General features: G+C 63.3%; 18 protein-coding genes and 1 tRNA gene. 9 read left to right on the top strand and 10 right to left on the bottom strand.

Features of this window, described 5'->3' with window-relative positions:
• Window positions 1–110: 110 nt before the first annotated feature.
• From J7573_RS21270 to J7573_RS21255, 4 genes are all read left to right on the top strand, one after another.
• Window positions 111–302 carry a PLD nuclease N-terminal domain-containing protein gene (locus J7573_RS21270; protein WP_110639697.1) on the top strand — a complete coding sequence of 64 codons (192 nt, stop codon included), beginning with the start codon at window positions 111–113 and terminating at the stop codon, window positions 300–302.
• 144 nt (window positions 303–446) lie between these two features.
• Window positions 447–2,504 carry an LTA synthase family protein gene (locus J7573_RS21265; protein ID WP_294340086.1) on the top strand — a complete coding sequence of 686 codons (2,058 nt, stop codon included), beginning with the start codon at window positions 447–449 and terminating at the stop codon, window positions 2,502–2,504.
• Between the two features lie 127 nt (window positions 2,505–2,631).
• A complete protein-coding gene (locus J7573_RS21260; RefSeq protein WP_294340084.1) occupies window positions 2,632–2,868 on the top strand; it encodes a hypothetical protein in 237 nt (78 codons plus the stop codon).
• A gap of 174 nt (window positions 2,869–3,042) precedes the next feature.
• On the top strand, window positions 3,043–3,375 hold the full coding sequence (locus J7573_RS21255) for a ribonuclease E inhibitor RraB (protein WP_167058406.1): 333 nt from the start codon (window positions 3,043–3,045) through the stop codon (window positions 3,373–3,375).
• Between the two features lie 116 nt (window positions 3,376–3,491).
• Here the strand turns inward: J7573_RS21255 and J7573_RS21250 are convergent, their stop codons facing one another.
• On the bottom strand, window positions 3,492–4,292 hold the full coding sequence (locus J7573_RS21250; RefSeq protein WP_294340079.1) for a cytochrome c: 801 nt from the start codon (window positions 4,290–4,292) through the stop codon (window positions 3,492–3,494).
• Between the two features lie 479 nt (window positions 4,293–4,771).
• On the opposite strand from J7573_RS21250, the gene J7573_RS21245 reads away from it, so the two are divergent.
• Window positions 4,772–5,506: an amidotransferase gene (locus tag J7573_RS21245; protein WP_110638271.1), complete on the top strand. Its 735-nt coding sequence runs from the start codon at window positions 4,772–4,774 to the stop codon at window positions 5,504–5,506.
• A 133-nt stretch (window positions 5,507–5,639) separates the two neighbouring features.
• On the opposite strand, the gene J7573_RS21240 is transcribed toward J7573_RS21245, so the two are convergent.
• The 3 genes from J7573_RS21240 to J7573_RS21230 form a co-directional block, all read right to left on the bottom strand.
• The gene (locus J7573_RS21240; RefSeq protein ID WP_294340077.1) at window positions 5,640–6,611 is read right to left on the bottom strand and encodes a magnesium and cobalt transport protein CorA; all 972 of its coding nucleotides are present in this window, start codon (window positions 6,609–6,611) and stop codon (window positions 5,640–5,642) included.
• A 63-nt stretch (window positions 6,612–6,674) separates the two neighbouring features.
• The gene (locus J7573_RS21235) at window positions 6,675–7,394 is read right to left on the bottom strand and encodes a lysophospholipid acyltransferase family protein (RefSeq protein WP_294340075.1); all 720 of its coding nucleotides are present in this window, start codon (window positions 7,392–7,394) and stop codon (window positions 6,675–6,677) included.
• An 80-nt stretch (window positions 7,395–7,474) separates the two neighbouring features.
• Window positions 7,475–8,164 (bottom strand): crotonase/enoyl-CoA hydratase family protein, encoded by a 690-nt coding sequence (locus J7573_RS21230; RefSeq protein WP_294340074.1) that lies wholly within the window; start codon window positions 8,162–8,164, stop codon window positions 7,475–7,477.
• Between the two features lie 290 nt (window positions 8,165–8,454).
• Here J7573_RS21230 and J7573_RS21225 point away from each other — a divergent pair.
• Window positions 8,455–8,544 (top strand) — tRNA-Ser (locus J7573_RS21225).
• A 197-nt stretch (window positions 8,545–8,741) separates the two neighbouring features.
• Here J7573_RS21225 and J7573_RS21220 read toward each other — a convergent pair.
• The 3 genes from J7573_RS21220 to J7573_RS21210 form a co-directional block, all read right to left on the bottom strand.
• Entirely contained in the window at window positions 8,742–10,880 is a 2,139-nt protein-coding gene (locus J7573_RS21220) for a TonB-dependent siderophore receptor (RefSeq protein WP_294340072.1), read from the bottom strand.
• Between the two features lie 179 nt (window positions 10,881–11,059).
• Window positions 11,060–11,440, bottom strand: a complete 381-nt coding sequence (locus J7573_RS21215) for a hypothetical protein (RefSeq protein ID WP_060483775.1) — start codon at window positions 11,438–11,440, stop codon at window positions 11,060–11,062.
• A gap of 119 nt (window positions 11,441–11,559) precedes the next feature.
• Window positions 11,560–12,741 (bottom strand): MFS transporter, encoded by a 1,182-nt coding sequence (locus J7573_RS21210; protein WP_294340069.1) that lies wholly within the window; start codon window positions 12,739–12,741, stop codon window positions 11,560–11,562.
• Between the two features lie 105 nt (window positions 12,742–12,846).
• On the opposite strand from J7573_RS21210, the gene J7573_RS21205 reads away from it, so the two are divergent.
• Window positions 12,847–13,728 carry a LysR family transcriptional regulator gene (locus J7573_RS21205; RefSeq protein WP_294340068.1) on the top strand — a complete coding sequence of 294 codons (882 nt, stop codon included), beginning with the start codon at window positions 12,847–12,849 and terminating at the stop codon, window positions 13,726–13,728.
• Window positions 13,729–13,783: 55 nt separating this feature from the next.
• Here the strand turns inward: J7573_RS21205 and J7573_RS21200 are convergent, their stop codons facing one another.
• Complete coding sequence (locus J7573_RS21200; protein WP_159409360.1) at window positions 13,784–14,533, bottom strand: 3-oxoacyl-ACP reductase family protein; 750 nt, start codon at window positions 14,531–14,533, stop codon at window positions 13,784–13,786.
• 118 nt (window positions 14,534–14,651) lie between these two features.
• Here J7573_RS21200 and J7573_RS21195 point away from each other — a divergent pair, with 118 nt between their 5' ends.
• Complete coding sequence (locus J7573_RS21195; protein WP_294340066.1) at window positions 14,652–15,590, top strand: LysR family transcriptional regulator; 939 nt, start codon at window positions 14,652–14,654, stop codon at window positions 15,588–15,590.
• A gap of 115 nt (window positions 15,591–15,705) precedes the next feature.
• On the opposite strand, the gene J7573_RS21190 is transcribed toward J7573_RS21195, so the two are convergent.
• Window positions 15,706–16,176 (bottom strand): transcription elongation factor GreAB, encoded by a 471-nt coding sequence (locus J7573_RS21190; protein ID WP_294340064.1) that lies wholly within the window; start codon window positions 16,174–16,176, stop codon window positions 15,706–15,708.
• A gap of 2 nt (window positions 16,177–16,178) precedes the next feature.
• Window positions 16,179–16,577: a hypothetical protein gene (locus J7573_RS21185; RefSeq protein ID WP_294340063.1), complete on the bottom strand. Its 399-nt coding sequence runs from the start codon at window positions 16,575–16,577 to the stop codon at window positions 16,179–16,181.
• A 126-nt stretch (window positions 16,578–16,703) separates the two neighbouring features.
• On the opposite strand from J7573_RS21185, the gene earP reads away from it, so the two are divergent.
• Complete coding sequence (gene earP, locus J7573_RS21180; protein ID WP_294340061.1) at window positions 16,704–17,837, top strand: elongation factor P maturation arginine rhamnosyltransferase EarP; 1,134 nt, start codon at window positions 16,704–16,706, stop codon at window positions 17,835–17,837.
• Window positions 17,838–17,851: the final 14 nt, after the last annotated feature.

The raw sequence follows: 17,851 nt of genomic DNA, 5'->3' as shown, positions 1-17,851 counted from the left end.
CATGAATGCTTGCAGTCTAGGCAGTGACCTGCACGGCCGGCCAAGGATTCCCTTCTATGGCCTCGATAGAGGACTATGCTCAGCATCAGCCTTTCAAGGAGAACGTGGCAATGGGCTCTACTTTCAATGGCCTGGTCGGCCTGATCATCCTCGCCCTGGACATCTGGGCCATTCTCAATGTGATCAAGAGCAGCAGCGAAGTGGGGATCAAGGTGTTGTGGATTCTGCTGATTGCCCTGCTGCCGGTGATCGGCCTGGTGATCTGGGCGATTGCCGGGCCGCGGGGTAATGTCCGCATATGAAAGCCGCGCCCCAGACAAAATCAGCAATAGTAACGTGACAAAATTTTCACATTGGATTAAACAGAATCCGCTCCCGCATAATGCTTGCGTTGGGCCAGCCCCAACGCCATCTCCGCAAACCGCAATCCTAGGACCTTCCCATTCATGGCTAACACGGATGCCTTGAGGCAACAGGGCGCGCGAGCGTTCACGCCGACCTTGAAATCGCACCTGGCCTATACGCTGCTCAGCGGCCTGGTGATCATGTTGATGCTCAGCCTGGTGCGCCTGGCGCTGCTGGTCTACAACAGCGACATGATCGGTGACACCCCTTACTCGACTGTCGCCGAAGGCTTCTTCAACGGATTGCGCTTCGACCTGCGGGTGGTGGTGTACCTGAGCATTCCGCTGCTGCTGGCGATGCTGAGCCCTTGGCTCATGGCCCGGCGCGGGCTGTTCCGCTTCTGGCTGACCCTCGCCTCGAGCGTGGTGATGTTCCTCGGCCTGATGGAAATGGACTTCTACCGTGAGTTCCACCAGCGCCTCAACGGCCTGGTCTTCCAGTACATCAAGGAAGACCCGAAGACCGTGCTGAGCATGCTCTGGTACGGCTTCCCGGTGGTTCGCTACCTGTTGGCCTGGGCCTTTGGCACCTGGCTGCTGAGCCTGCTGTTCAAGGGCATCGACCGCCTGACCCGGGGTACCGGCGAACAGCGTGTAGCGCCTTGGTACGCCCGCGTGGCAGTGTTCATGGTGATCCTGCTTGTGGCAGTGGTCGCCGCCCGTGGCACCCTGCGCCAGGGCCCGCCGATGCGTTGGGGTGATGCCTTCACCACCGACTCCAACTTCGTCAACCAGCTGGGCCTGAACGGCACCCTGACCCTGATCGACGCTGCCAAGAGCCGCTTCGGCGAAGACCGCGCCAATATCTGGAAGCCGGTGCTGAAACAGGAACTGGCCACCGAGACCGTGCGCAAGCAGCTGCTGACCGCCAACGACACCCTGGTCGACGCCGACCAGGCCGCCGTACGCCGCGATTTCATGCCGCCAGCCGACCGTACCCTGCCGATCAAGAACGTCGTGGTGATCCTCATGGAAAGCTTCGCCGGCCACTCGGTAGGCGCCCTGGGCAGCCCGAACAACATCACCCCGTACTTCGACAAGCTGGCCAAAGAAGGCCTGCTGTTCGACCGCTTCTTCTCCAACGGCACCCATACCCACCAGGGCATGTTCGCCACCATGGCCTGCTTCCCCAACCTGCCAGGCTTCGAATACCTGATGCAGACCCCTGAGGGTGGCCATAAGCTGTCGGGCCTGCCGGCACTGCTCAGCGCCCGTGACTACGACGACGTCTACGTCTACAACGGCGACTTCGCCTGGGACAACCAGTCCGGGTTCTTCGGCAACCAGGGCATGACCACGTTCATCGGCCGTAACGACTTCGTCAACCCAGTGTTCTCCGACCCGACCTGGGGCGTGTCCGACCAGGACATGTTCGACCGCGGCAACGAGGAACTGGCCAAGCACGACCAGAAGAAGCCGATCTACGCGCTGCTGCAGACCTTGTCCAATCACACGCCGTACGCGCTGCCAAGCAACCTGCCGGTCGAGAAGGTCACCGGGCAAGGCCGCCTGGACGAGCACCTGACTGCCATGCGCTACTCCGACTGGGCGCTGGGCCAGTTCTTCGAGAAGGCGCGTAAAGAGCCGTACTTCAAGGACACCCTGTTCGTGATCGTCGGCGACCACGGCTTCGGCAACCAGCAGCAGGTCACCGAGCTGGACCTGGGCCGCTTCAACGTGCCGCTGCTGCTGATCGCGCCGGGCATCCAGGAGAAGTTCGGTGCGGTCAACCACACCGTGGGTACCCAGGTCGACATCGTGCCGACCATCATGGGCCGCCTGGGTGGCGAAACCCGTCACCAGTGCTGGGGCCGCGACCTGCTCAACCTGCCTGAGGGCGACCAGGGCATCGGCATGATCAAGCCGTCGGGCAGCGAGCAGATCGTCGGCCTGGTCAAGGGCGATCACCTGCTGATCGAGTCCAAGGACATGAGCCCGCGCATGTACCGCTACCAGCTGGGCAGCGAGTTCAAGGCCGAGCTGATCGAAAGCCCTGAGCAGCCGCAGATGCTGCAGCAGCTCGAGGCCTTCATCCAGACGGCGACCAAGAGCTTGCTGGACAACACCGCCGGTGTTGTCCACGGTACGCCAAAGAAGTAAGCATCAAGCAGTAATCAGAAAAGGGCCGCAATGCGGCCCTTTTTGTTGCAGGAACGAATCCCCAGGCCCAAGGTCTGCATCTACAGGCGTCACACACCGGGTGTTCTTTGATTGAGAGGGCTATTCAATGAAAGAGTGGGAAGTCATCTTTGCCGACCAGAAAGGCGAGCCAACCACCTTGCTGTTGCACGGCGACCAGTGCCCCAGCGAAGAGGAAGCGGCCCGCGCCATCCGTTCGCATCTGTTTCCGGTCATGGATGAGCTGGACCTCAACGACTTCCAGGACCGCGCCCCATCCCCTACGGCACGCTGGCTCAAGGAGCAGAACGGCGTGATCATCACCAGCATCCACGAAGCGCTCTGAATCACGGGTTGGCGTGGTGCCTGCGCAGGCACTACGCTGGTGGGAGGTGCCGGCCTTTTCTGCGGGCCTGCACCCATTCAACTCGCGTCTTGCATCAGCTCGATCTGTCGGTAATGCCGGCAGGTGCGTAGTGCACGGAAAGTCTATCCATCGCTTTATTCGGGAGGACGATTCATGAGCAGCCTGAACGACGACATCAGCAGCAATGTCCTGCGCCAGATGAAAGCTGGCGGTTTCGACTTCACCCGCATCCACCCCATCGAGTTCTACGCGGTATTTCCAGATGAAGCCGGCGCGCGACGGGCAGCCGGGCAGTTTCGTGGTGAATCGTTGAATGCTCAGGTGCATGAACGGGACGATGGCGCGTGGCACCTGGAACTGAGCAAGGTCATGTACGCCACTTACGGCGGGATTGGTGATTTTGAGGAAGCCTTCGAGCAGGTCGTTTCACCCTATGGCGGCGAAGTCGAAGGGTGGGGCGTCAAGCAGGAAAGGCCGATTGCCTGAAAGGAATGTGTTGCCTACTTCGCGGGCACGCCCGCTGCCACAGGGATATCACTGCCCTCGGGCCTTGTGATAGCCCCTGTGGGAGCGGGCGTGCCCGCGAAGAAGACTCCCCGATCTCAAGGCCTGCGCCCAGCCATATGCCCCAGATAAGCCAATAGCGCATCCAGCTCCTGCTCACTCAACACACTCTCGGCAAAGCTCGGCATCCGCGCCTGCGGCCATTGCCGCAAGCCCTGCGGGTCACGAATGTACAGGCGCAGGTACTCAGGCCGGAAGTACTCGGTCGGGTTGTGCGGCACGTTCAGGTCCGGCCCGAACTGCGCATCCCCCGCACCATTGAGCCGATGGCAGGCCAGGCAGTTCTGCTGGAACAGGGCAAAGCCCTGACGCACCGGGTCATTGGCCGGCAGCTTGGGGTCGGGCAAAAGCGCTGGAAAACGCTGTTCGACCGGCGCCAGTCGGCGAATCGTGGCGACCTGGAAGGGCCATTGCTCGGGGCGGATGCCACTCGCCTGCGGGTTGCTCCACACCAGGTAGAAGGGCCCGGCGCTCGGCTTGCCATCGCCCAGCGCTGGCCAAGGCCTGGCCGGGTCCTCGACGGCCAGCCAGGCACGTGACGGGCCTTCCTGCAGCAAGGGCCCGGCTGGCATTTCTGCGGCAAAGCCGTCCAGTGCTACCGCTTGCAGATGGTCATCGGCCTTTACCCCTTGCAGCAGCGTTGCCAGGGGCACGGCGCGATAGTGCATGGGCCGCTTGTAGGAGACGTCCTGATCGATGTCGATGTCGCGTGCCTGGGGGTGCTTCAGCAGTTCGTCGCTGGACCACTGGCGGGCACTGTCACCCAGCTCCAGGTGCAACTGCGCCGCCGACAGCGGCAGGCTCAACAACAGGGCTAACAGGGCAATGCAAGGGCGCATGGGCAATCTCCGACCGGAAAGTCGCAGGTTAACCCAAGCGCCGCATTGGCGCTTTCAGCCGAACAACCGCGTGAGGTTGGGAAGAATCAGCAGCAAAGTCGTAGCGAAGAGAATGAGCCCGGCTTGGCGAAGTTTCGATTGTCTGAACATGGCGGACCGCCTTTTTGTTGTTATTCCTGAATACACCCGGTGGCTTCCTTGTCGGGTCTGCTTGCCTCATGTATGTGGATATAAACCACCCACAGGGCGAGTGTTATCCGTCGTCGAGAACCCTTTGTTCTAACTGGGTTATGTTCGATATCGATTAGCTATGAGGCCAATAGCTATCGCGCTGGCAACCTCTGCCTAGACAGCCGCGTATGCACCTGCGGTTCTCCGACAAAATGTGACCGTTCGTCAGTGCAGCCTACTTGCTTGTACGTGGCTTTCGCGTCAGTCTTTACAACAGATTCCCACCCATGTCGTTCAGGACTATCCCTATGTCGTTACGCATCTGCATCCTTGAAACCGATGTCCTGCGACCGGAGTTGACCGCGCAGTACCAGGGCTACGGAAGGATGTTCGAGCAGCTCTTCTCGCGTCAGCCGATCGCAGCCGAGTTTCGTGTGTACAACGTGATGAACGGCGACTACCCGCCCGATGGCGATCGTTTCGATGCCTACCTGGTGACGGGCAGCAAGGCCGATTCGTTCGGTAGCGATCCGTGGATTCAGACGCTCAAGGCCTACCTGCTCAAACTCTACGAGCGTGGCGAGAAGCTGCTGGGCGTGTGCTTCGGTCATCAACTGCTGGCACTGACCCTGGGCGGCAAGGCCGAGCGCGCCGACAAGGGCTGGGGCGTGGGCGTTCACCGCTACTCGCTGGCGGCGCATGCGCCGTGGATGGACCCGGAAGTTTCCGAGCTGACCTTGCTGATCAGCCACCAGGACCAGGTCACCGAGCTGCCAGAAGGCGCCACGGTGATCGCCTCCAGCGACTTCTGCCCGAATGCGGCGTACCACATCCGTGACCAGGTGCTGTGCTTCCAGGGCCACCCGGAGTTCGTACATGACTACTCCCGGGCGCTGCTCGATGCGCGTCAGGAGTACCTGGGAGACGAGGTGTACCACAAGGCTATTGCCAGCCTGGCTACCGAGCACCAGGGCGACCTGGTGGGAGAATGGATGATGCGCTTCATCCAGCAGCCGGCCAAGGCCAGCGACAGCGCCGCCTGATCAATTGCTGGGGCTGCTTTGCAGCCCATTCGCGACACAAGGCCGCTCCTACAGGGGTACGCGATGTCCTGTAGGAGCGGCCTTGCCGGGGCGCCGGACCGGTCGGAAAGGGGCGCAAAGCGCCCCCAGAAATCTAAAGCCAGCCAGACTTCTTGAAGCTGGCAAACAACCCCGTGCACCCCAGCGTGATCACGCCCAATACCCCGAAGTAGCCGTAGTGCCAGTTCAGCTCTGGCATGTTCTGGAAGTTCATCCCGTAGATCCCGGCAATCGCCGTGGGGAAGGCCAGGATCGCCGCCCAGGCGGCAAACTTGCGCTGCACGATGCTCTGCCGTGACGATTCCAGCAGCATGCCGATTTCGATGGTCTGGCTGGCGATGTCGCGAATCCCGGCCAGGTCCTCCATCTGCCGCGTCACGTGGATCTGCACATCACGGAAGTACGGGCGCATGTTCTTGTCGATGAACGGGAAGCTCAGGCGCTGCAGTTCTTCGCTGACTTCCACCATCGGCGCCACGTAGCGGCGCAGGCGCAGGATATCGCGGCGCAGGCTGTGAAGGCGCTGGATATCCTCTTCCTGCAGTGTGGTGCTCAGCACGCTCTGTTCCAGCTCCTCGATCTCGCCATGAATGGCCTCGCTGACCGGCTGGTAGTTCTCGGTGACGAAGTCGAGCAGGGCATACAGCACGAAGTCTTCGCCATGTTCGAGCAGCAGCGGGCGCGCCTCGCAGCGCTGGCGCACCAGGGCGTAGGATTTCGAGTGGCCGTTGCGGCAGGTGATGATGTAGCCGTTGCCGGCGAAGATGTGGGTTTCGATGAACTCCAGCTTGCCTTCATGGCGTACCGGCGAGTAGGTGACGATGAACAGCGCGTCACCGAAGGTCTCCAGCTTGGGCCGGCTGTGCTTTTCCAGCGCATCCTCGATGGCCAGTTCGTGCAGGTTGAACTGGCACTGCAGGTTGGCCAGCTCCTCGGCGTTGGGCTCTTCCAGGCCGATCCACACGAAGTGCCCCGGCTTGCGCGCCCACTCGCTGCCTTCGTCGATATTGATGTTGGTGACCTTTCTGCCGGCGGCATACACCGCCGATGCCACGACTCGACCCATGGTTATCCACTTATTCGGTTGCACACGGGTTACAGCTTGGGCTGTAGTTGGCCGTAGAGCAACCTAGTGGTTGGCGAGTTCATCTTCCATGTGGTCGATGCATTGCTGCATCTGGGTGCGACACTGTTCGATCAGCGTTGGCAGGTCCTGCTGGCTGAGCCCGCTGGTGGCGATCGGTGGCAGCGAGCGCACGATCACGGTCCGCCGCCGCCAGCTGTTCAGGCCCAGGCGCCGGGCATAGCGGCTGACGCACACCGGTACGATCGGCACGCCGGCCTCCACCGCCATGTGGAACGCACCCTTCTTGAACGCCAACAGCTGTTCTTCGGGGTTGCGCGTGCCTTCCGGGAAGATCCAGATCGAGGTGTCGTCCAGCAGGATGCGCGTGGTGGTCTGCATGGCCTTGCGCGCCAGGTAGGCGTTATTGCGGTCGATCAGCACATTGCCGCCGAGCCAGAACAGCTGGCCGAACAGCGGGATCCAGCCGAGGCTTTTCTTGCCGATGGCGACGGTGCGTTGCGGCACCACACGGCCGAGGATGAACAGGTCGAAGTTGGATTGGTGATTGGCGACGATCACGCAGCCGGGTGGCTGGTCCCATAGCGGGCCGACTTCGGCCTTGACCTTGATGCGCATCAGCCAGGTGGCCGGCAGGCTATAGAGGCGGGCAAAGACGCGGCTGTTGTCGCGGTTGAAGGGGCGCAGCAGGCCTATCAGCAGGCCGACGGCGCTCGCCAGCAGGAAGTGCAGCGCCAGCAGGAACATGCGAAGCGAGTAAAGCATGGTACGACTCACACCAGACAGTCGCGGCGCAGTGTACGGCTGTGCACTGGTCGGGGCAAACCTGGTGTGAGCCGGTACGATCAGCCCATGTGGCCCTGATCGAGCAGAATCGCCTCGTCCAGGGTATCCAGCAGCCCCTTGCGCACTTTCAGCTTGGTGTTCTTGTGCGCCAGCATGTTCAGCTTCTTCAGCTCGCGGGCAACGCCCTGGGCGACTTCAAGCAACTGCTCGGCCGGCACCACCTTGTCGAGGAAGCCGGCATCCAGTGCATCCTTGGGCTCGAACATCTCGGCATTGATCACCGAGCGGTGGAAGGCCGAGCGGCGCAGGCGGTCGCGGGCCAGCTCGATGCCGGCGTGGTGCATGGTCATGCCGATCTGCACTTCATTCAGGCCGATCTTGTACGGGCCTTCGACGCCGATGCGGTAATCCGCCGACAGCAGCAGGAAGGCCCCCTTGGCCACGGCATGGCCGGGGCAGGCGACGATCACCGGGTACGGGTGCGACAGCAGGCGGCGAGCCAAGGTGGAGCCAGCGGTGACCAGGGCGACGGCTTCTTTAGGGCCGGAGGTCATCACCTTGAGGTCATAACCCCCGGAGAGGATGCCCGGCTGGCCGGTGATGATCACCACGGCACGCGCCTGCGTGGCGCGGTCGAGGGCGGCATTGAAGGCCGCAATGACGTCCGGCGAGATGGCGTTGACCTTGCCGTTGTTCAGGGTCAGGGTGGCGATGCCGTCTTCGGCATGGTAGGTAATCAGCTCGCTCATGGCGCAATCCTTAGGGTGACGTGGCGACGACGTTACCCAGCGCGGCGGGCCAGGTAAAGCAGCAAGGCTGACCGGCCAGTCAGCGTCGGGGCGCGATGCCTTGCGTGGTGAGGGCAGCGCGTTTGCAGTGGGTAAAAGCGCTGGCGAGATTGGCTGCTTTGCCCTGGCAACCTCGGTTTTTCAGTGGGTTGGCTTAAATGCATGAAAAATTTGAAAAAAATGCTTGCCAAAGAAAAGCTCTTCTACTAAATTAGCGCGCCTCGACGGGGTGAAAGCCTTGAAGAGAAAACGGTGAAGTGTCCGAGTGGTCGAAGGAGCACGCCTGGAAAGTGTGTATACGAGAAATCGTATCAAGGGTTCAAATCCCTTCTTCACCGCCACATTCTGCGAAAGCCCCCGAGCTGAAAAGTTCGGGGGCTTTTTGCATTCTGGGGGCTTGTGGGAGCGGCCTTGTGTCGCGAAAGGGCTGCGAAGCAGCCCCAGGGTTTCAGTGCAGACGCACAAATTGCTGGGGCCGCTTCGCAGCCCTTTCGCGACACAAGGCCGCTCCTACAAGGCCGTCATTCCCTCCGGAGACTCAAAAGCTCACCGAAGCCGACAACCGCGCCGTGCGCGGCGCCCCCTGGAACAGGTAGTTGTCGCCCAGGTAGTCCCCCACATCACGCCAGTAGCGCTTGTCGAAGACGTTATCCACCGTCAGCCGCAGCACGGTGTCATACCCACCGATCTGCGTGCGGTAGCGGCTACCGATATCGAACACGGTGTACCCACCCACCTCGACGTTGCCAGCCTGGCTCGCATACTTGCTGGCGCTGTAACGTGCCCCGCCGAGCAATGCCAGTCCGGGTATTGGCAGGTTGTACTCGGCCTGCAGGGCGGCACGCAGCCGCGGCACGTTGATCGCCTGATGGCCCTCGTAGGCATCGGTGCCGCTGTCCTGCACCCGGGCGCGAATCGCTGCGGCGCTGGCCTGAAGCTGCAGATTGGAGGTTGCCCAGCCGCTGGCGCCCAGTTCCAGGCCGATGTTCTTCTGCTGGCCCTGCTGCACATAGGTGAAGCTGCCGTCCCCTTCAGGGCGTGCGTACTGGTAGGCCTGGCGGATCTGGAACAGCGCGGCGCTGAAGCTCATGCCTTGCCAGTCACGTTTGATGCCTAGCTCCAATTGGTGGGAGAGGGTAGGGGCGAGAATCTCGGCCGCGTTGCTGGCATACCAGGGTGCTGTGCCGCCCGCCGACAACCCCTTGGCGTAGCTGGCATACACCGTGGTGTCGGGGCGTGGTTTGTAGATCAGTGCGGCATTGGGCAGCAGCTGGTATTGCCGGGTATGCCGCCCGGCCACGCCGTTCTCGTCCCAGGTTTTTTCGTCCAGGCGCACTTCGCGGGCGCCAAGTACGGTCTGCCATTGCTCGTTGAAGCTGATGCGGTCGCTGACGAACAGGCCGTACTGGCGGCTGTCCAGGCGCTTTTCGCTGGCACCGACCGGCTTGTCCGACGGCGCCACGGCCGGCGCGCCGGTATAGATGTTGCCGCTGCCGACCAGCTCGTTGTAATAGGAACGCTGGTCGAGCGTGCGGCGTTGGGCGCTGCTGCCCAGGATCAGGTCGTGCTGCACACCCAGCGCGTCGAAATGGCCATTGAGCATGGCCTGGGCTTCATCGGTGCGGCGGGTATCGTCGGGGCTGCGGAAGTCATAGATGTCGTAGTCGCCCTCGGGGCTGAAATGCGACTGCCAGCCACCTTCGCTGCCCCAGGCGAATGCGCTGTAGTCGTCGATCACCACCTGGCTGCGCGATGCGCTCAGGGTACCGGTCCAGGCCTCATTGAAGCGGTATTCGAAGCGCCCGCCCAGGTTCAGCGAATCGTTCTGCACAGGCTTCGCCCAGTGCTGGTAGGCCAGGCGGTCGCTCGGGTCGATGCCGTGGGGCAGTTCGCTGCCGCCCAGCAGTTGATAGCCCGGTACCGAGCGCTGTTCGCGGTGCTGGTACTCGGCGTCGAGCTGCAAGGTGGCATCGGGGTTGATCTGCCAGTCGAAAGCCAGCGAGGCAAAGTCGCGCTTGCCGTCGGCATGGTCGACGTAGGAGCGGATGTCCTCGTGGGCCAGGTTGACGCGCAGGCCGAATTGCCGCTCGCTGCCGAACCAGCCGCCGAGGTCGGTGGCCAGGTAGCGCTCGCCTTGGTCATTGGTCGAAACCGTCACGCTGCGCACGTCGGCGGCGCGCTTGGTCACGTAGTTGATCAGCCCGCCCGGCTCCGACACGCCGCTCTGCAGGCCGGACAAGCCCTTGAGCAGCTCGACCTGTTGTTTGTTCTCCAGCGCCACGTTCTGCTCGCCGGCGATGGTCTGGCCGTTTATGCGGTAACTGCTGGCGGCGTTGAGCTCGAAGCCGCGTACGTTGAAGTTTTCGTAGTAACCGATCGGGGCATAGCTCTCGCCCACCGAGGCGTCGTTTTGCAGCACTTCGCTGAGCAGGCGGACCTGGCGGTCTTCCAGCAGTTGCTGGCTGAACACGCTGACCGAGGCCGGGGTGTCGAGCAAGGGGGCAGGCTGGAAACCGCCGATCGAGGCCTCGCGCACCTGGTAGCCTTCATCGCCGAATGTGTCGGACACCTGCACCGGGGCCAGTTCCAGGCTGTCTTCGGCCTGGCCGTGGGGGCTGTGCAGGGCCAGGCCCAGGCTGAGCAGGCTCAGGGGCAGGTGAGGGCGAAGCAGGGGCATGCAGGGGGCGTCCTTGGGGCGAAGACCGCGCAGGCTTCTTCGCGGGCGCGCCTGCTCCCACAGGTACTGCACTGCTTTTGAGGTCAGTGCAGTACCTGTGGGAGCGGGCTTGCCCGCGAAGAGGCCGGAACAGGCGAAAAAAGGGCCGCTATCTTAGCAGCCCCAGGCCCCGCTGGGGCTCAATCGGCAGGTGCCGGGCGGCGATGCTGGCGCCAGGTGTCGTCGATCTTCGACCAGGTCTTGCCGTCGGTGATGGCCATCAGCTTGCGGCCATCCTTGAAGGTGGCCAGGAAGGTGGCTTCTTCCTCTTTGCCGCCCAGCCAGAGCCCGGCCAGCAGGCCCACCGGGCCGGCCACCAGTGCCCCGGCCACACCCCAGCCGAGGGCGGTACCCAGGCTGCGGCTGGACTCCAGGCTGGCCAGGCGCAGGTCAGCGATACGGGCCAGTGAAATGCGTTCGCCGGGTGAAGGGCTGCGCGGGGTCTTGAGTGTGAGCGATCCATTGCGAAACTCGCCTTCACCTTGCAAGAAGTCGCCGGATTGCACCGTGAGTCTTGTCATTGATTCATCCTGTCAGTGAAAGGTCCTTGACCAACGCCTACTGAGCGCCGCCGGGGCAGGCAAGTCAACGCCCAGGCGACGGAGGGTCATGTGCCAGTTTGTCGCCCTCAATTATGGCTTCAGGCTAGCTGCGCAGCGGCCTTGCGCTGCGCCAGGCCCCATACCACCAGGGCCAGCGTGCCGATCACCAGGCCTGCCACCACGATGCCCATCCACCCTTGCCGCTGGAACAGCTGCGTGCCCAGCAACGAGCCTAGCGCACCGCCGATGAAGTAACAGGTGATGTAGCCGGCATTCAGTCGCGTACGTGCTTCAGGTCGCAAGGCGATCACCGCATTCTGGTTGCTCACGTGCACCAGTTGCACGGCCAAATCGAGTACCAGGACGCCTGCCAGCAAGGCCAGCAGCGAGCTTTCGGCGAAGCCCAGCGGGATCCACGACAATAGCAGGGCCACCAGGCCAACCGTGGTGCCCAGCGAGCCTTTGCCGCGGTCGGCCAGGCGCCCGGCCCAGTTGGCCGCCAGTGCACCGGCCGCACCGGCCAGGCCGAACAGCCCGATGACGGCGTCGGAGTAGTGGTAGGGCTCGCGTGCCAGCAGGAATGCCAGTGGTGTCCAGAACAATGCGAACAGGCTGAACGCCAGCAGGCCAAGCAGTGAGCGCAGGCGCAGCACCGGTTCTTCGATGAACAGTCGGAACACCGAGCCGATCAGTGCCGGGTATTTCAGGCCGGCATGGCTGTGGTGTTCGGGCAGGTTGCGGTACAGCGCCAGTGCCGCGAGCGCCATCAGCACGGCGGCCAGCACATAGATGCTGCGCCAGCCGCCCAGCTCGGCCATGAAACCGGCTGCGGTACGCGCCAGCAGGATGCCCAGCAGCAGCCCGCTCATCAAGGTGCCCACCGCGCGACCGCGCTGATGCGGCTCGCTCAGGGTGGCGGCCATCGGCACGAGGATCTGCGCCACCACCGAAAACAGGCCGGTGAGCGCGGTGCCGAGCAGCAACCAGGGCAGGCTCGGGGCGCAGGCGCTGATGACCAGGCCCAGGGTGGAGATGGCCGTCATCACCACGATCAGCCGGCGCTGCTCGAACAGGTCGCCCAGCGGCGCCAGCAGCAGCAGGCCGGCGCCATAGCTCAGTTGCGCGGCGATGACGATGCTGCCGGCGCTGGCGGTACTCAGGCCGAACTGTTGGGCGATGCTGTGCAGCAGCGGTTGGGCGTAGTAGTTGCTGGCCACGGCCAGGCCGGTGGCGGTGGCCATCAGCAGGATCAGGGCGCGGCTCAGGGTGGGGGATTTCATGGGCAATCTCGTCGCGGGCAGTAAGTGGCAATAAGTATCTGGAAGTGTCTTGAATGACGCCAATGTATAGTTTTCAGCTTATCCATCTTGAAGGCAGATAGATCGATGAACCTCAAGCAGCTCGAATATGCCTTGGCCGTGGCCGACACCTGCAGTTTCACCCGTGCCGCCGAGCGTTGCCATGTGGTGCAGTCGGCCCTCAGCCACCAGGTGGCAAGGTTGGAGGCGCAGCTGGGGGTCAGCCTGTTCGAGCGTAGTTCGCGGCGGGTACGGCTGACGCCTGCCGGTGAGGCGTTCGTGCTCAGTGCCCGGCCTGCCGTGGAGGCCGCCAGGCGCATTGCCGATGACGTGGCGGCGGCGTGCGGCCAGGTCCGTGGGCGCTTGTCGATTGGCGAAATCAGTTCGCTGACAGCGCTGGACCTGGTCGATGTGCTGGCAGTGTTTCATGGCCGTTTCCCGGATGTGGACGTGCGTTGGCTCACCGCAAAAAGCGAACTGTTGATTGCCGATGTCTGCGAGCGGCGGCTGGATGTCGGTTTCATCGGTTTGTGGCAGGGCGAGGTGCTGCAAGGGGTGCAGCATCGCTTGCTGGCACGGGAAGAGCTGGTGGCCGTGTTGCCGCCGGGGCATGTGCAGGCGGGCAGGGCGCAGCTGGCTCTGGCAGACCTGGCGGATCAGGTGCTGGTGGATTTTCCTGAGGGTACCGGCGCGCGGCGCCAGACGGACGAGGCGTTTCAGGCGGCGGGGCTGGTAAGGCGAGTGCAATTCGAGATCGGGCATATTCGCCTGGTGGAAAAGTTCGTGCAGCGGGGCATGGCGGTCGGCTTGGTGCCGGAGCGGGTGGCCCAGGGGTTTCAGGGAGTGGCTGTGGCGCGGCTGGTGGATGCACCAGTGCGTCACCTGTATGCCGTTTGGGCGCAGAGCCCGACACCGGCGGCGCGGGCGTTTCTCGAGGTCATGGAGCAGAGCCTGACAGTCAGTGGTTGACCTGCATCGGCCTTTTCGCGCCGAAACGCCGCGAAGAGGCCGGTGCAGGCTGAAATCAGGCGGCAAACCCACCGTCGGCCAACAAGCTGGCCCCGGTGATGTAACCCGCCTCAGGCCCCGCAAGATAGGCCACGAAGCTGGCAATCTCGTCCGCCTGCCCATACCGCCCGATGGCCATCAGCGGAATCAGGCTTTCGGCAAACTCGCCACTGGCCGGGTTCATGTCGGTATCCACCGGCCCTGGCTGCACATTGTTCACGGTAATCCCCTGCGGCCCCAGGTCACGGGCCATGCCCTTGGTCAGGCCGACCAGCGCTGACTTGCTCATGGCATACGGGGCGCCCCCGGCAAACGGCATGCGTTCGGCATTGGTGCTGCCGATGTTGATGATGCGCCCACCCTGGCCCATGTAGCGGGCAGCGGCCTGGCTGGCGACGAACACGCTGCGCACGTTGACCGCGAGGGTGCGGTCGAAGTCCGCCAGGTCGAACTCGGCCAGCGGCGCAACCGCCAGCACGCCGGCATTGTTGACCAGGATATCGAGGCGGCCGAACGCCTTCACGGTGTCGTCTATTGCCAGTTGCAGCGCGGCGGCGTCGGCGCTGTCGGCGCGCAGGGCCAGGGCTTGGCCGCCAGCGGCCTTGACCTCTTCGGCCAGCGCTTCGGCCGGGCCGGCAGAGCTGACGTAGGTGAAGGCTACCTGTGCACCTTCACGGGCCAGGCGCCGCACGATGGCCGCGCCGATACCGCGCGAGCCGCCTTGGACGAAGGCGACTTTGCCTTCGAGGGTAAGTTGCTTGGACATGCTGATCTCCTGCTGGAAGCAAGGCCGGATGCCTTGGATGGACGCAGTATCGACCGATGATTACCTGCTGATAAGATGGCAATCACTATCAGCAGAGTAAACCTATGGTTGGTAATCGATGGCCATGGAATCATTCAACGCCCTTGAGTGCTTCATCCGAAGCGCCGAGGTGGGCAGTTTCGCCGAGGCGGCCCGGCGCCTGAGCATCACCCCGGCGGCAGTGGGCAAGCACGTTGCCCAACTGGAGGCGCGCCTCGGGGTGCGGCTGTTCCAGCGTAGTACGCGAAAGCTGACTTTGACCGAAGCCGGGCAGCGATTTCTGGGCGAGGTGAGCGACAGCTTCCGCACCATCCAGTACGCCGTGGCCAACCTGGCCAGCGCCGAGGGCCAGCCGGCCGGGCTGCTGCGGGTGAGCATGGGCACCGTGTTCGGCCGCCTCTACGTGCTGCCGCTGCTGGGTGAATTTTTGCGCCGCTACCCGGCAATCACCCCGGACTGGCATTTCGACAATCGCCAGGTCGACCTGATCGGCCAGGGCTTCGATGCGGCCATTGGCGGTGGTTTCGAGCTGCCGCTGGGCGTCGTGGCGCGCAAGCTGACCCCCGCGCATCGGGTGCTGGTGGCGGCACCTGCGTACTTGAACCGGCATGCCGCTATCAACAGCCCTGAGGTGCTGCAACGCCACGACGGGATTTTGATCCGTTCCCCACAGACCGGGCGGGTACGTTCCTGGCCCTTGACCAGTCGTTGGCAGGAGCAGCAGCCTTTGCAGTTGCGTCAGGCGATGACCATGAGCGATTCGGATGCGGCGTGTGCGGTGGCGCAGCAGGGGTTGGGGATTGCCTTGGTCAGCCTGCCGTTTGCCGTGCCTTACCTGGAGGCCGGGCAGCTGCAGCGGGTGTTGCCGGACTGGTATGTGGATGATGGGCATATCAGCTTGTATTACGCCGAGCACAAGCTGTTGCCGGGCAAGACCCGGGCGTTCATCGACTTTGTGGTGGAGCAGTTTGCCGAACGGGGGTTGGCGGGGCGGTTTGATGCGCTCTCAGGGGCTTAGAAATGGATTGCTTGTGCTGGCCTCTTCGCGGGCACGCCCGCTCCCACAGGTACTGCACAGCTTTCAGATCTTGTGCTTATCCTGTGGGAGCGGGCGTGCCCGCGAAGAGGCCAGGTCAGGCAACATCGACGATGTAGAAAAGCTGGGTCCCAAGCTTCACCTCGTCATCAATCTTCTTGCCCACCAGCTGCTGCCCCAATGGCGAACGCGGGGTGATCACGGTCACCAGCTCATCTCCCTCGCCTATTTTCAACCCCGCAGCCTCAGGCCCAAGGAGCAGCAAGCGCTGCCCGCCATCCTCATCCTCCAAAGTCACCAGATTGCTCACCAGCACCCCGCGAGCCGGGTCATACTCGCGCAACAGCAACTGCTGGTAAGTCAGCAGCGCCTGGCGGATTTCAGCCGTGCGTCGCGCCTGCCCGGTGGCCAGGTACGACGCTTCCAGCCCCAGGGTGTCGTACTTGTTCTCGGCGATGTTCTCTTCGGCAGTAGCTGCCTCGTAGGCGGTCTGGGCCGCACGGCGCAACACCTCCATGTCGGTTTCCAGGGCCGCGACGATGCGCGCGAGCAGGGTGGCCTTGTCCATGGTCAGTAGCAGAACTCCAGTACGTTGGCCTGGCTCTTGTCGGTAGGCGCGGTGCGGTTCTGCGAAAGCCAGAACTGGCACTTGGGGCTGTTGAGGTTGCGCGGATTGCCTTGGGCGGCCTCGGCGGCCTGCTGCACTTCCTGCTTGTGCAGGATGTCCTTGTAGCGCTCGAACATCTCGCTTTGCGCGTCCACCGGCTGAGCGGGCGCAGTCGCCGGTGCCGGTTTGCTGTAGGCCGGTGCCACGGCCTGGGCCACGGGCTGCACCTGTTCGGGCCAGAGTTGCAGGGCCAGCCACAGGCTCAGGGCGATCGCCACGGCGCCGAGCCACAGGCCAAAGGCCACGCAGAAAATCAGTTGCAGTGGTTTGAGGGTGATCTTCAGTTCACGGTGGCGGGGCATGACGGCCTCCTGGCAGGGCGGGCGAGGGTGCCATTGTCGCATGGCGCCGGCGCTTTTTTCCGTGTGGTGCTTTTGTCGGCGACAATTTATCCGCAGAATTCGCAGTTTTTGCGCAGGGCGAGGCACATGAAAACCACCTGGGACATTTTTTGCAGCGTCGTCGACAACTATGGCGATATCGGTGTGACCTGGCGTCTGGCCCGGCAGCTGGTGGCCGAGCACGACTTGGCGGTGCGCCTGTGGGTGGACGACCTGAATGCCTTCGTGCCGCTGTGCCCCGGTGCCGATGCCAGTGCCGCGCAGCAGTGGCAGCAAGGCGTCGACGTGCGCCTGTGGCCTGCCGAGTGGCAGCCCGCAGAGCCTGCCGACGTGGTGATCGGAGCGTTTGCCTGCCAGTTGCCGGCAGCTTATGTCGAAGCGATGCGCGCACGCACGGCGCCGGTGCTGTGGCTGAACCTCGAATACCTCAGCGCCGAGGACTGGGTCGAAGGCTGCCACGGCTTGCCATCGCCACAACCCAATGGCCTGCGCAAGGTGTTCTTCTTCCCGGGCTTTACCGACAAGACCGGCGGGCTGTTGCGCGAGGCCAGCCTGCTGCCGCACCGGCAGGCCTTCGAACAGTCGGCCGAAGCGCGTGCGAAATTCCTCCAGGGCCTGGGCGTGCAAGTGCAGCCTGGCGCACTGTTGATGTCGCTGTTCGCCTACGAAAACGGCCAACTGGGCGGTTGGCTCGATGCGCTGGCCGAAGATGCCGAGCCGGTTCACCTGCTGGTCCCGCAAGGGCGTATTCTCGGCGACCTGGGCGCCTGGCTGGGTGAGCAACAGTTGCAGCCCGGCGATGTGCACCAGCGCGGCACGTTGACGGTGCAGATCCTGCCGTTCGTCAGCCAGGACGATTATGACCGCCTGCTGTGGAGTTGCGATTTCAACGCGGTGCGGGGGGAAGATTCGTTCGTGCGCGCCCAGTGGGCCGGCCGGCCGATGCTGTGGCACATCTATGTACAGGACGAAAATGCCCACTGGGAAAAGCTCGAAGCCTTCCTCGCGCATTACCGACAGGGCTTGTCGGACGCTGCCGACGAGGCGCTGATGGCCTTGTGGCGTGCCTGGAACATGGACCGCGACATGCACGCGGCCTGGCAAGGCGCCCGCAAACACTGGGCGGAACTGCAGCAGCACGCCGCTGATTGGGCAGTGAGTCAGGCCGCTCGGCCGGACCTTGCCAAGGCGCTGGTACAGTTTTACCGAAATTGGCTATGATATGCGGCCTCGAT

Source organism: Pseudomonas sp. (assembly GCF_017744435.1).
GTDB lineage: Bacteria > Pseudomonadota > Gammaproteobacteria > Pseudomonadales > Pseudomonadaceae > Aquipseudomonas.
Note: the sequence above shows the minus strand (reverse complement) of the source record. Positions and strands in the feature narration are given on the sequence as shown.